The organism is Bartonella tamiae Th239, assembly GCF_000278275.1.
Lineage (GTDB): Bacteria > Pseudomonadota > Alphaproteobacteria > Rhizobiales > Rhizobiaceae > Bartonella > Bartonella tamiae.
Genome location: NZ_JH725147.1, coordinates 1425693 through 1439800 on the forward strand (window position 1 = coordinate 1425693; position 14108 = coordinate 1439800).

The window sequence follows — 14108 nt, forward strand, 5'->3', positions numbered from 1 at the left end:
TGAGATTGAAAATAAGCTGTGCATTGATGAATAAATCAAATGTACAGATTTTGTACAACAAAACAAAGTTAAAGCGGTTTGACGACGGACTGGAATGAAGATGGCAAAGATAAAAGTTGACGGAAAAGAAATTGAAGTTCCTGATTACTATACCTTGTTACAAGCAGCTGAAGCTGCTGGTGCTGAAGTACCGCGTTTTTGTTTTCATGAGCGCCTTTCCGTTGCGGGCAACTGTCGTATGTGTCTTGTTGAAGTGAAGGGTGGACCACCTAAACCACAAGCGTCATGCGCAATGGGTGTGCGTGATCTACGTCCTGGACCAAATGGTGAAACTCCCGAAATGTATACCAATACACCTATGGTAAAAAAAGCGCGTGAAGGTGTAATGGAATTTCTTTTGATCAATCATCCTTTGGATTGTCCTATTTGCGATCAAGGGGGTGAGTGTGATCTTCAAGATCAGGCTATGGCATATGGTCATGATTTTTCACGTTACACTGAAAATAAACGTGCTGTTGAAGACAAATATATTGGTCCCTTGGTTAAAACAGTTATGACGCGTTGTATCCATTGTACACGTTGTGTTCGTTTTACAACGGAAGTTGCGGGTATTTCTGAGCTTGGTCTTATAGGTCGCGGTGAAGACGCAGAAATTACAACATATTTAGAACATGCAATGACATCTGAATTACAGGGAAATGTTATCGATCTTTGCCCTGTCGGTGCCTTAACATCGCGTCCTTATGCCTTTAATGCGCGGCCTTGGGAATTGAATAAAACAGAATCTATCGATGTCATGGATGCTCTTGGAAGTGCTATAAGGGTTGATACTCGTGGGCGCGAAGTCATGAGAATTGTGCCGCGTATTAATGAAAATATAAATGAAGAATGGATATCGGATAAAACCCGTTTTATTTGGGATGGACTTAGGACACAAAGATTGGACCGTCCTTACATCCGAAAAAATGGAAAGTTGGTTTCAGCCAGTTGGTCTGAGGCGTTTGGAGTTATTAAAACTGAAGTGAGCAAAGCAACAAAGTCAAATATCGGTGCGATTGCAGGAGACTTTGCAAGTGTTGAAGAAATGTTCGCTCTTAAAATGCTATTGAAATTTTTGGGTTCAGATAAAGTTGATTGTCGACAAGATAATACATGCTTATCGTCAAGTGCGGGGCGATCAACATATATCTTTAACCCTACCATTGTTGGTATTGAAGATGCGGATGCTTTGTTAATTATCGGTTCAAATCCGCGTTTTGAGGCTTCTGTTTTAAATGCAAGGATTCGTAAACGTCAAAAGCTTGGAAACTTTCCAATTGGTTTGATTGGGGAGCAAGCTGATTTACGTTATCCTTATACTTATATTGGTTCAGGTTCTGAAAGTTTAAATCTTTTGGCGAATGGAAAAGATGACTTTTTTAAAATTTTATTAAAAGCTGACAAGCCTTTAATACTCATTGGTCAAGGGGCTTTAGTGGGATCAGAAGGGTATGAAACCCTTCAAACAATAGCTTATCTTGCTGATAAAGTTAGTGCGTTAGCAGATGATTGGAATGGTTTTGGAGTTCTCCATACTTCTGCTTCACGTGTTGGTGGTTTAGATATTAACTTTTCTTCACAAAATGGTGTTGAAGATATTGTAAAAAAATCAGAAGTTTTGTTTCTTTTAGGGGCAGATGAGGTTGATTTAACCGCTAAAAAAGGATTTACAGTTTATATCGGTAGCCATGGAGATACAGGTGCACATAGTGCAGATGTTATTTTACCAGGTTCAACATATACAGAAAAAACAGGTATTTACGTGAATACTGAAGGACGTGTACAAATGACCAACCGTGCTGGATTTGCTCCTGGTGATGCAAAGGATGATTGGGCAATTTTGCGTGCTTTGTCCGATGTTTTGGGGCATAAATTACCTTTCGATTCTTTGGTAGAATTGCGTAAAAAATTATTTTCTGAGTTTCCTCATCTTGGGTCAATTGACTCGATCAAAAAAGGCAACAATTCTGAAATCAAAAAGATTGGATCAAAAGTTCACTCTTCAAATAATAAGACTTTTGCAACTCTAATTAAAGATTTTTATTTGACGAATCCAATTGCGCGTGCATCAGCTGTTATGGCTGAGTGTTCAGCACTCGCACAAGCTCGCCTAACTGAAGCTGCAGAATAAAGGTGAAAAGGAAGAGTAAAGACAATGTATGATTTCTTTATGATCTGGCTTTTGCCTTTATTGATTATTATAGGAAAAACACTTCTTTTATTAGTTGTGTTGTTGGTTTTGATTGCCTATCTTCTTTATGCGGATCGAAAAATATGGGCCGCTGTACAATTGCGCAGAGGTCCAAATGTGGTTGGACCCTGGGGTTTGTTTCAATCTTTTGCGGATTTGATTAAGTTCGTTGTGAAAGAGCCAATTATCCCCGCTGGTGCAAATAAAGGTGTCTTTTTATTAGCTCCTTTCATATCCGCTACACTAGCATTTGCTGCATGGGCTGTGGTTCCTGTGAATGAAGGTTGGGCGGTTGCCAGTATCAATATAGGTCTTTTATATATATTGGCGATATCCTCATTAGAGGTTTACGGCGTTATTATGGGTGGTTGGGCTTCAAATTCCAAATATCCCTTTTTAGGAGCATTGCGTTCTGCTGCTCAAATGGTATCTTATGAAGTTTCTATAGGATTTGTCCTTGTTACTGTCATATTAGTCAGTGGATCCCTTGATCTTACAACAATCGTCAACGAACAAAGTTCAGGGCTTGGTACAAATCTCGGTTTGCCTATTGCAAGCTTTTTAGATTGGAATTGGCTTGCATTATTTCCCATGTTTATCATTTTCTTTATTTCAGCATTGGCAGAAACAAATCGTCCGCCATTTGATTTGGTCGAAGCAGAATCTGAACTTGTTGCAGGTCACATGATTGAGTATTCCTCAACACCATATATGCTCTTTTTCTTGGGCGAATATGTTGCAATTGTTTTGATGTGCGCTTTGACAACCATATTGTTCTTAGGTGGTTGGTTGCCACCACTGGATGTATGGTGGCTTAATTGGGTACCAGGTGTTATTTGGTTTGTGTTAAAGGTTTGCTTTGTATTTTTCTGGTTTGCAATGGTTAAGGCGTTTGTACCTCGGTATCGTTATGATCAATTAATGCGTTTGGGGTGGAAAGTATTTTTACCTATTTCCTTAGCTATGGTGGTTATCACTGCAGCATTTCTCAAACTGACAAATCTCGGTTAAAGGTGTAGAAAATGTCTGGACTTTTTCAAGCTGCTAAATCTCTTTTACTACTTGAGTTTGTGAGTGCTTTTTTCTTGGCTATGCGACAATTTTTTGCACCAAAACCAACGATTAATTATCCCTATGAAAAAGGCGTTGTTTCGCCTCGTTTTCGTGGAGAACATGCATTGAGGCGCTATCCTAATGGTGAAGAGCGGTGTATTGCTTGTAAACTTTGCGAAGCCATTTGTCCTGCACAAGCTATAACAATTGAGGCTGGTCCTCGTCGTAATGATGGAACACGTAGAACCGTGCGTTATGATATTGATATGGTAAAATGTATTTACTGTGGTATGTGTCAAGAAGCGTGCCCTGTTGAAGCGATTGTTGAAGGACCAAATTTTGAATTTGCGACTGAAACGCGTGAAGAACTTTATTATGATAAAGAAAAACTTCTTGCGAATGGTGATCGGTGGGAACGTGAAATCGCACGTAATATTGTGATGGACTCACCTTATCGGTGAAATAAAATTTAAGTGGTTGAGTTTTCTTACTCAACAAAGTGCAATCTGATGTATTTATGCATCAACCTTTTGGTTTAACTTAGGGGAAACCAATGTTAACAGGTTTAGCTGCGGCGTTTTTTTATTTGTTCGCTTTTGTGATGCTGGCGAGTGCTGTCATGGTAGTCAGTGCGCGAAATCCAGTTCATTCAGTCCTTTTTTTGATTTTAGCTTTTTTTAATGCGGCAGCGCTTTTTGTGTTAACTGGCGCTGAATTTCTTGGTCTCATATTATTAGTTGTCTATGTTGGTGCAGTCGCCGTTTTATTTCTTTTTGTGGTTATGATGCTTGACGTTGACTTTGCTGAATTAAAAACGGGTGCTTTAAAATATGCTCCCATAGGGGCTCTTATCGGTATCATTGTTGTTATTGAACTGGTGTTCGTTTTTGTGAGTATAAAATTTTCACCAGTTGTTGCTCAAAATATAACACAGCCTATTCCAAATTTGGTTCAGCGCCCGAATACACAGGCCTTAGGCGATGTACTTTACACAGATTATATCTTTTATTTTCAAATTGCTGGCCTTGTTCTTCTTGTTGCAATGATTGGTGCGATTATTTTGACATTGCGTCATAAACCGGGTGTAAAGAGACAGTCAATATCAGAACAGGTTGCTCGTAGCCCTGAAAATGCTATAGAAATCAAAAAAATTAAAACTGGCGAAGGGGTATAATAGGTACACAATTATGCATATTGATATTGCTCATTATTTAACCGTTTCTGCTTTGATGTTTACGATCGGTATTTTTGGTATTTTTCTTAATCGTAAAAATGTCATTATTATTTTGATGTCGATTGAGCTGATTTTATTATCAGTTAATCTTAATTTTGTTGCTTTTTCTTCCGTCCTCGGTGATTTGGTAGGGCAAATTTTTGCTCTCTTTGTTTTAACCGTTGCAGCCGCAGAAGCAGCAATTGGTTTGGCTATTTTGGTTGTGTTTTTCCGTAACCGAGGATCGATTGCGGTTGAAGATGTTAACGTGATGAAAGGCTGACGCGTTATGTTTTACGCTATTGTCTTCTTGCCGCTTCTTGGTTTTTTAATTGCTGGGTTGGGTGGAAAAACTCTTGGAGTGCGTGGCGCAGAATTGGTGACATGTACATTTATGGTGATCGTCGCTGTCTTGTCGTGGATTGCATTTTTCAATATTGCAATTGGCAATGGTTCGGTCGTGAATGTTCCAGTGCTTCATTGGTTAAGTGTTGGTAATTTATCATTTAATTGGTCATTACATATTGATACACTTACCGCTGTCATGCTTGTGGTTGTGAATACCGTTTCTGCTTTGGTGCATATTTATTCTATTGGATACATGCATCATGATCCATCTCGCCCACGGTTTTTTGCTTATTTATCTTTTTTTACATTTATGATGTTAATGTTGGTGACAGCCAACAATCTGATACAAATGTTTTTTGGTTGGGAAGGTGTTGGGCTTGCATCTTATCTTCTTATTGGCTTTTGGTTTCAGCGTCCTTCAGCAAACAAAGCGGCAATAAAAGCTTTTGTTGTTAATCGTGTTGGTGATTTTGGATTTTTATTAGGTATTTTTAGTATTTTTGTACTTTTTAAAGCAGTTGATTTTGAAACAATTTTCCAAAAAGCAACTGATGATAGTTTTGTTCAAGGAATGACCTTTTTAAGCTGGCATCTTGACGCTAATATTGCATTAACAGTGACATGTCTTCTTTTGTTCGTTGGTGCCATGGGCAAATCGGCACAATTTCTTTTACATACATGGCTACCTGATGCGATGGAAGGACCAACACCTGTATCGGCACTTATTCATGCAGCAACAATGGTGACAGCTGGTGTGTTTATGATTTCTCGTATGTCACCAATTTTTGAACTTTCGACCATCGCTTTAACTGTCATTGTTGTTATTGGTGCCACGACTGCATTTTTTGCGGCAACAGTTGGTTTGGTTCAAAATGATATAAAACGTGTTATTGCATATTCCACTTGTTCTCAATTGGGGTATATGTTTGTGGCACTTGGTGTGGGGGCTTATGGTGCTGCCGTTTTTCATCTTTTCACTCATGCCTTTTTTAAAGCATTACTATTTTTAGGTGCAGGTTCTGTCATTCATGCCGTATCTGATGAGCAGGATATGCGTAAAATGGGCGGACTGCGTAAATACATACCTACAACTTATTGGATGATGCTTATCGGAACTTTTGCTTTAACTGGTTTAGGTATCCCTGGAACAATTTTTGGAACGGCGGGATTCTTTTCTAAAGATTCCATTGTTGAATCTGCCTTTGCTTCGTATAATCCCGCAGCTGGTTATGCTTTTTGGTTGCTTGTAATTGCAGCGTTATTTACAAGCTTTTACTCTTGGCGTTTGATTTTTATGACATTTCATGGAAAGCCACGTGCAACGGCAGATGTCATGCATCATGTTCATGAATCTTCGGCAGTCATGTTAATTCCGTTATTCGTTTTGGCTATCGGTGCATTGTTTGCAGGAGTTATCTTTCAACCTTATTTCTTTGGTGATCTTTATATTGGTTTTTGGAAAGGTGCCTTATTTACAGGTCCCGAAAATCATATTATGCATGAAGCACATAATGTGCCTATGTGGGTAAAAACATCTCCTTTTATAGCAATGGTTATTGGATTTATATTTGCCTATTTATTTTATATTTTGGCACCATCAATTCCAAAAGCTTTGGCCAATGCTTTTCCTTTTGGCTATCGCTTTTTGTTAAAAAAATGGTATTTTGACGAGCTTTATAACGTTCTTTTTGTTCGCCCAACATTTGCACTTGGTCGTTTTTTCTGGAAAGTAGGAGACATCGCAATTATTGATGGCTTAGGTCCAAATGGGATTGCGGCACGTGTTGTTAACATAACCAATAGAGTGGTTCGTATGCAGACAGGTTACCTTTATCATTATGCCTTCGCGATGCTTATTGGTGTCGCGGCGCTGATTACTTGGATGATGATCGGGAGCATAAACTAATGACCGATTGGCCTATTCTTTCTACGGTAACATTTTTGCCGCTTGTTGGTGTTTTCTTAATTTTATTAATTAAGGATAATAGCGATGCGGCAAAACGTAATATTCGTAATGTTGCATTATTCACAACGATATTTGTTTTTATTCTTTCACTCGTGATTTGGGTGGGATTTGATAATACAAATGCTGAATTCCAAATGGTTGAAAAACTTGACTGGCTAGGTGGTGGCATAAGCTATCATATGGGGGTTGATGGAATCTCGGTTCTATTTGTGGTTTTGTCAGCCTTTTTGATGCCATTTTGTGTTCTTGCAAGTTGGGAAACTGTTAAAGATCGTCTGAAAGCCTATATGATAGCCTTTTTATTGCTTGAAGTTGCAATTATTGGTGTGTTCTGTGCTTTAGACGCTTTATTATTTTACGTATATTTTGAAGGTAGCCTTATTCCGATGTTTATTATCATTGGAGTATGGGGGGGACCACGCCGTGTTTATGCCAGTATAAAGTTTTTTCTTTATACATTGTTAGGGTCAGTTTTAATGTTGATCGCTTTAATGGCAATGTATTGGAACGCCGGCACACTTGATATACCAACCTTACTTCATCATGAGTTTCCAGCTAATATGCAAATATGGCTTTGGTTGGCGTTTTTTGCTTCTTTTGCAGTTAAAATGCCAATGTGGCCCGTACATACTTGGTTGCCAGATGCGCACGTAGAGGCACCAACAGCTGGCTCTGTAATTTTGGCTGGGATTTTGCTTAAACTTGGTGGTTACGGATTTATTCGATTTTCATTACCAATGTTTCCATTGGCTTCTGCCGATTTGGCTCCATTTATATTTACTCTTTCTGTTATTGCTATCATATACACCTCGCTCGTGGCTCTTGTGCAAGAAGATATGAAAAAGCTTATTGCATATTCATCTGTAGCTCATATGGGTTATGTCACAATGGGTATTTTTTCTGCAAATGAACTTGGTCTTCAAGGTGCAATTTATCAAATGTTATCGCATGGTATCGTTTCAGCAGCTTTATTTTTATGTGTTGGTGTCATTTACGATCGTCTCCATACTCGTGAAATTGCAGCTTTTGGTGGTCTTGCGCATAATATGCCGAAATACGCAGTTGCCTTTTTAGTATTTACAATGGCTAATGTTGGTCTTCCTGGTACATCAGGATTTATTGGAGAGTTCTTAACACTTATTGGGGTTTTCCAAGTTAATACATGGGTTGCTGTTTTTGCCACAACAGGTGTTATTCTATCTGCAGCATATGCTCTTTATCTTTATAGACGCGTTGTTTTCGGTCCACTTGATAAAGAAAGCCTAAAAACCTTGCTTGATCTATCACCGCGTGAGAAATTCATTCTTTATCCTATGATTATTCTTACTATTTTCTTTGGTATCTATCCAACGCCTATTTTGACTACTACGGCGTCAGCGGTAGAAGCCCTTGTCAACCAGTTGCACTAAAAGAGGCAAACGACCATGCATACTGAATTAATGGCTCAACTGTCTTTGATTTATCCAGAGCTTATGATCGCACTTGGAGCATTGGCTCTTTTAATGATGGGTGTTTTTATCGGTGCGCGATCTTACGCATTGATTAGCGTTTTGTCGATTGTTTTGCTGTGTGCGACAATAATTGTGACGCTTGTTTTTGCTCGAGATGGGATTTTTATCCGTGATACATTAATCATGGATTCATTTGGACGATATATGAAAGTCTTGACATTGATTGGAGCTATTTTTGCTTTAATTATGTCAATAGGATTTGCAAAAACTGAAAAATTTGACAAGTTTGAATTTCCAATTTTGACCCTTTTGGCAACATTGGGTATGATGTTTATGATATCTGCTGGCAATATGCTTTCGCTTTATATGGGTTTAGAATTACAATCTCTTGCTTTATATGTTTTAGCTGCCATAAATCGTGATAATGTGCGCTCTTCTGAAGCCGGTCTTAAATATTTTGTTCTTGGTGCTTTATCTTCAGGCATGCTTCTTTATGGTATTTCCCTTATTTATGGCTTTACTGGACAGATTGGTTTTAGCAATATCGCAACAATGCTTGATGGACAGATTCCACAACTGGGTATTATCTTCGGAATGGTTTTTGTTTTGGCAGGAATTGCCTTCAAAATATCAGTTGTGCCTTTTCATATGTGGACTCCTGATGTTTATGAAGGTGCGCCAACACCCATTACAGCTTTTTTTGCCGTTGCACCAAAAATTGCAGCTATGGCGCTTTTAATTCGAGTTATCGTTGATGCTTTCTTGCCATTAAATGGCGTTGAAGGTGTTATGCCTGCTTGGCAACAAATTCTTGTATTTATGGCTATCGCTTCAATGATTTTGGGGGCATTTGCTGGGATAGGCCAGCATAATATTAAGCGACTGATGGCCTATTCATCTATAACTCATATGGGCTATGCTTTAGTTGGACTTGCGGCAGGAAGCATGATTGGCGTGCAAAGTGTCATCATATATATGACAATTTATGTTGCGATGACATTAGGATGTTTTGCATTTATTTTAGGTATGAGAACCCAAGAAGGAACTGTTGAAAATATCTATGATTTAGGAGGATTGGCAAAGACCAATCCATTTATGGCTGTCATTATGACAATTCAGCTTTTTTCATTATCAAGTATACCACCAATGGCTGGTTTTTTCGGTAAATGGTATACTTTTTCTGCTGCTGTTCATGCAGGATTGGTGCCCTTAACGGTTATTGGTATGATTGCCTCTGTTGTAGGCGCTTATTACTATTTGCGGATGATTAAAATTATGTGGTTTGATGAAGTGAAAGTAAATTTTAAAGCGCTTTCTTTTGAAATCAAATTCATACTAGCTTTATCAGGTGTATTTGTTCTGTTCTATGTTTTGTTTGGATCTTATATTTTTAACTTAGCTGAGAGCGCTGCCGCTTCTTTGTTTTAACGTTGATGAATTTTATTTTATCGCCTATTGCTATTGAAAACGGTTATCAAGTTAAATGGTTTGAGTGTCTTGAATCGACAAATCATTTAGCCATTGATTTGGCAAAAACGTATAAGTGTGATCGTCATTGGATTGTTGCTGATGAACAAACTTCAGGCCGTGCAAGACGTGGCCGTGATTGGAGTAGTCCTAAAGGCAATCTCTATGCAAGTCTTTTGTTAATTAAAGATATTCATCCTAATACTGCTGCACAGCTTGGTTTTGTTGCAGGTGTGAGCCTTGCCGATGCTATCACAAAATGTTTGTACGAACATAATTTAGATACAAATATTGTACGGTTAAAATGGCCTAATGACGTTCTTCTATGTGATGATAAAAGTGCAGGTATATTGTTGGAATTGGTACAATTATCGCAATATGAATATGCACTTATCATAGGTATTGGATTAAATGTTGCGTTTAATTATAAATTGGCGCCATATCCTACGCAATCTTTAAAGTCGATTGGCGTGACCACGACATGTCAGACTATTTTTAGTTATTTATCAGAATTTTGGGTTCAAAATTATTATCTTTTTCTTCAACCTGATGGCGCAGTTGCCATTCGCAATAAATGGCTTTCTTATGCCGCGCGTCTTGGAAAAAGAATAAAAATTTTAAATGGGAATGAAATTATTGAAGGTGATTTTGAAGGATTAGATCACGATTTCAATTGTTTAGTGAATATTGGAGAACCACAGTCCAAAAAAATAACTGCTGGTGATGTGTTTTTTGGTGGAGCAGCATCGTTGAAACGTTAAATATTGTAATATGTTGATTGTTAAACGCAATCTAAAATAAGTATCGAGGTGAAAAAATGGCGTTTGCCGAAAATAATGAATTTGTCTTCCTTCCACTTGGTGGGGTTGGGGAGATTGGAATGAATCTTGGCTTATATGGTTATGGTCCAGAAAATGATAGACAATGGCTTATGGTTGATTTGGGTGTAAGTTTTGCAGGTCCTGAACTTCCTGGCGCGGATCTTATACTTCCTGATATTCGGTTTCTTGAAAATGAAAGAAATAATATTAAAGGTTTGATTATTACACATGCTCATGAAGATCATTACGGTGCTGTTTTAGATTTATGGCCGCAATTAAAAATACCCGTTTATTGTACACCTTTTACGGAAGGATTATTGGAGAGTAAGCGTGAATTTCATTCACACCTACATGAAATTCCTTTTCATATTTTTAAAGCAGGTGATCATTTTCAAATTGGTCCATTTGAGATTGAAGCTATAGCGGTTAGTCATTCTATACCTGAACCCGTTTCTTTAGCGATTAACACTCCACTTGGGATAGTGATACATACAGGAGATTGGAAAATTGACCCAGAGCCTTCTCTTGGTGCTGTTACTGATGAAAAACGTTTTCGTCAATTGGGAGAAGAGGGGGTGCTCGCGCTCGTTTGTGATTCAACAAATGCGCTTCGTGAAGGCGTCTCACCTTCAGAGGTGGAAGTCGGCAAAAGTTTGTCAGATATAATTGCTAATGCAAAAGGACGCGTGGCGATTACAACATTTTCTTCAAATGTTGGACGTATTCGTTCTATTGCGTTGGCTGCAAAAAAAAATGAACGCAAAGTAATGTTGGTTGGACGATCAATGAAACGTTGCGTTTCTGTCGCGGATGATCTTGGATATCTTGAAGGGCTTGATCCATTTATAAGTGAAGAAGAGTATGATCAAGTACCGCGTGATAAGTTAGTTATTATTCTGACGGGTAGCCAAGGTGAGCAAAGAGCAGCTTTAGCCAAACTTTCACGCGATGAAATGCGCAATCTTGCATTGGTACCGGGAGATACAGTTATTTATTCTTCACGTGCAATACCTGGGAATGAAAAAAACATTTTAGATATGCAGAATAGATTGATTGATCGTGGTATTAAAATTATCACAGATCAAAATGGTTTGGTCCATGTTTCTGGTCATCCTCGTAGAAATGAACTTTTGCGCATGTATGATTGGGTGAAACCAAAAATTTTAGTTCCAGTTCATGGTGAAGCAGCTCATTTGGCAGCGCATACAGCTCTTGGTCGTCAAAGTGGGATAAAAACTGTGGCTGAAATTCGAAATGGTGATATGCTAAAACTCGCCCCACATAATGTAGAAATAATTGATGAAGTTCCAGTAGGGCGAGTATACAAGGATGGCAAATTAATAGGCGATGAAGATGCACTTGGCATCAGTGAAAGACGCAAACTAAGTTATGTTGGTATCGTAACCGTTTCTCTTTTTTTGAATAACAATAGTGATTTAGCTTATGAACCAGATCTTGTGTCATTTGGTCTGCCAGAAGTGGATGGGAATGGTGATCTGATTGAAGATAATCTTTTCGATGTGATAGAAAGCACTATCAGAAATATACCAAAAGAACGCCGTAAAAATGATAGTGTTGTTTGTGAAGCCGTCCGTCGTTCAATTCGTTCTGCCATGAATGATATTTGGGGTAAAAAACCCATTTGTACAGTATTTTTGCACCGTTCTCAGTAAATGATGTATCAATTTTAAAAGTACAATAAAAATTGATATGGACACTAAAATTACATCAAAACATGTATGAAATAATTTATAAATATCGTTTAAATTTACAAATTTGACTAAGTGATAAAAAAAATTAATGACACAAAAAAAGCAAGGCTAAGAGCCTTGCTTTAATAAAAATACGCGTCGATTATTCCAATAACGGTAGCTGCAGATAACCGCGCTTTAATCGAATACCTCCCCAGTTTTCGCGTGTGAAATGGTTTAACCCATTTCTATTTATCACAGTAAGTTAGACGATCATAAAATATTTGTCATCAAAAAAATATATTACATAATTTTGCCATAAAGTGTTTTTGTGGTTTTCATAAAGATTGTTTATAAAGGCGATGAAAAACGCGCATGTTTATCTTCAATAATGTCAATCATAACATCTTAAAAATAAATGAGATTGTCTTGTATTCCTGTTTGCAAGGGTGTTTATTGCCTTTATGTTGTTGCTCATTATAAAATACTTTCTTGATTCGAAGAACTCTTACAGGATTGAATTGATCAATGCGTTTGTCACGTTATTTTTTGCCTATTTTAAAGGAAAATCCTAAGGAAGCAGAAATTGTTTCCCATCGACTTATGTTGCGTTCTGGAATGATACGTCAACAAGCTGCGGGTATATACTCATGGTTGCCTTTGGGAAAAAGAGTTCTTGATAAGGTTTGTAATATTATTCGAGAAGAACAAAACCGTTCTGGCGCTCTAGAAATTTGGATGCCAACTGTGCAACCTGCCGATCTATGGAGAGAAAGTGGGCGTTATGATGCTTACGGCCTTGAAATGTTGCGCATTAAAGATCGTCAAGAGCGGGAACTTTTATATGGTCCAACAAATGAAGAAATGATAACCGATATCTTTCGTTCTCATATACGTTCTTATAAAGATCTTCCTCTTAATCTTTATCATATTCAATGGAAGTTTCGTGATGAAATTCGCCCACGTTTTGGTGTCATGCGCTCACGGGAATTTTTAATGAAAGATGCATATTCTTTTGATCTCAATTACGAGAGTGCTAAGTCTGCTTATAATCGCATGTTTGTTGCTTATCTACGGACATTTGCGCGTGTCGGTCTTACAGCTATTCCCATGCGTGCTGATACAGGACCCATTGGTGGTGAATTGAGCCATGAATTTATTATTCTTGCTGACACGGGTGAAAGTGCAGTCTTTTGTGATCGTAAATTCTTGATGATGACACCTCCTTCTAAAACAATTGATTTTAATGATAGTCAAGCATTGGCTGATATCGTTGAGCAATGGACAAAACCTTATGCAGCGACGGAAGAAATGCACAGTGAAAATGAGTGGCAAAAAGTTAAACAGTCAGACCAAATCTCAGCACGTGGGATTGAAGTGGGTCATATTTTTCATTTTGGAACAAAATATTCAGAGCCAATGGGTGCACGTGTTATGGGAGAAGATGGTAAAGAACATCTTGTTTATATGGGGTCATATGGTATTGGACCTTCCAGATTGGTTGCTGCGGCGATTGAAGCTTCACACGATGAAAATGGTATTATTTGGCCTAAAGCAATAGCACCATTTGATTTTGGCATTATTAATATGAAACCTAGTGATGATAAATGTGATGCATTAAGTGAAGAACTGTATCAAAAATTATCACAGGCAGGTTTTGATCCTTTATTAGATGACACTAAAGAAAGAGCTGGTTCTAAATTTGCAACAATGGATCTCATTGGTTTGCCTATACAAATTATCGTTGGACCTAAAAGTGCTGCACAAAATGAAGTTGAAATTAAAGATCGTCAAACAGGTGAAAAAGAGGTTTTATCAATACAGGCAGCATTGCATCGTTTAACAGGAGCTTCATAGTGAGCACACCC

Annotated in this window: 11 protein-coding genes; all 11 read left to right on the plus strand. The window is 38.0% G+C overall.

What is annotated here, in order from left to right:
- Positions 1 to 100 precede the first annotated feature (100 nt).
- On the plus strand, positions 101 to 2170 hold the full coding sequence (gene nuoG, locus ME5_RS06415; protein ID WP_008039488.1) for an NADH-quinone oxidoreductase subunit NuoG: 2070 nt from the start codon (positions 101 to 103) through the stop codon (positions 2168 to 2170).
- A 24-nt stretch (positions 2171 to 2194) separates the two neighbouring features.
- A complete protein-coding gene (gene nuoH, locus ME5_RS06420) occupies positions 2195 to 3241 on the plus strand; it encodes an NADH-quinone oxidoreductase subunit NuoH (protein ID WP_008039489.1) in 1047 nt (348 codons plus the stop codon).
- 11 nt (positions 3242 to 3252) lie between these two features.
- The gene (gene nuoI / locus ME5_RS06425) at positions 3253 to 3744 is read left to right on the plus strand and encodes an NADH-quinone oxidoreductase subunit NuoI (protein ID WP_008039491.1); all 492 of its coding nucleotides are present in this window, start codon (positions 3253 to 3255) and stop codon (positions 3742 to 3744) included.
- Positions 3745 to 3836: 92 nt separating this feature from the next.
- Positions 3837 to 4457, plus strand: a complete 621-nt coding sequence (locus ME5_RS06430) for an NADH-quinone oxidoreductase subunit J (protein WP_008039494.1) — start codon at positions 3837 to 3839, stop codon at positions 4455 to 4457.
- Positions 4458 to 4470: 13 nt separating this feature from the next.
- Positions 4471 to 4779 carry an NADH-quinone oxidoreductase subunit NuoK gene (gene nuoK, locus ME5_RS06435; RefSeq protein ID WP_008039495.1) on the plus strand — a complete coding sequence of 103 codons (309 nt, stop codon included), beginning with the start codon at positions 4471 to 4473 and terminating at the stop codon, positions 4777 to 4779.
- A 6-nt stretch (positions 4780 to 4785) separates the two neighbouring features.
- Positions 4786 to 6750 carry an NADH-quinone oxidoreductase subunit L gene (gene nuoL / locus ME5_RS06440; RefSeq protein ID WP_008039496.1) on the plus strand — a complete coding sequence of 655 codons (1965 nt, stop codon included), beginning with the start codon at positions 4786 to 4788 and terminating at the stop codon, positions 6748 to 6750.
- Entirely contained in the window at positions 6750 to 8219 is a 1470-nt protein-coding gene (locus ME5_RS06445) for an NADH-quinone oxidoreductase subunit M (protein WP_008039498.1), read from the plus strand. The genes nuoL and ME5_RS06445 overlap by 1 nt, the downstream gene beginning before the upstream one ends.
- A 15-nt stretch (positions 8220 to 8234) precedes the next feature.
- The gene (nuoN, locus tag ME5_RS06450; RefSeq protein ID WP_008039500.1) at positions 8235 to 9689 is read left to right on the plus strand and encodes an NADH-quinone oxidoreductase subunit NuoN; all 1455 of its coding nucleotides are present in this window, start codon (positions 8235 to 8237) and stop codon (positions 9687 to 9689) included.
- 5 nt (positions 9690 to 9694) lie between these two features.
- Positions 9695 to 10489 carry a biotin--[acetyl-CoA-carboxylase] ligase gene (locus ME5_RS06455; RefSeq protein WP_008039502.1) on the plus strand — a complete coding sequence of 265 codons (795 nt, stop codon included), beginning with the start codon at positions 9695 to 9697 and terminating at the stop codon, positions 10487 to 10489.
- Between the two features lie 56 nt (positions 10490 to 10545).
- Entirely contained in the window at positions 10546 to 12222 is a 1677-nt protein-coding gene (locus ME5_RS06460; protein WP_008039503.1) for a ribonuclease J, read from the plus strand.
- Positions 12223 to 12768: 546 nt separating this feature from the next.
- A complete protein-coding gene (proS, locus tag ME5_RS06465) occupies positions 12769 to 14097 on the plus strand; it encodes a proline--tRNA ligase (protein ID WP_008039505.1) in 1329 nt (442 codons plus the stop codon).
- Positions 14098 to 14108 lie beyond the last annotated feature (11 nt).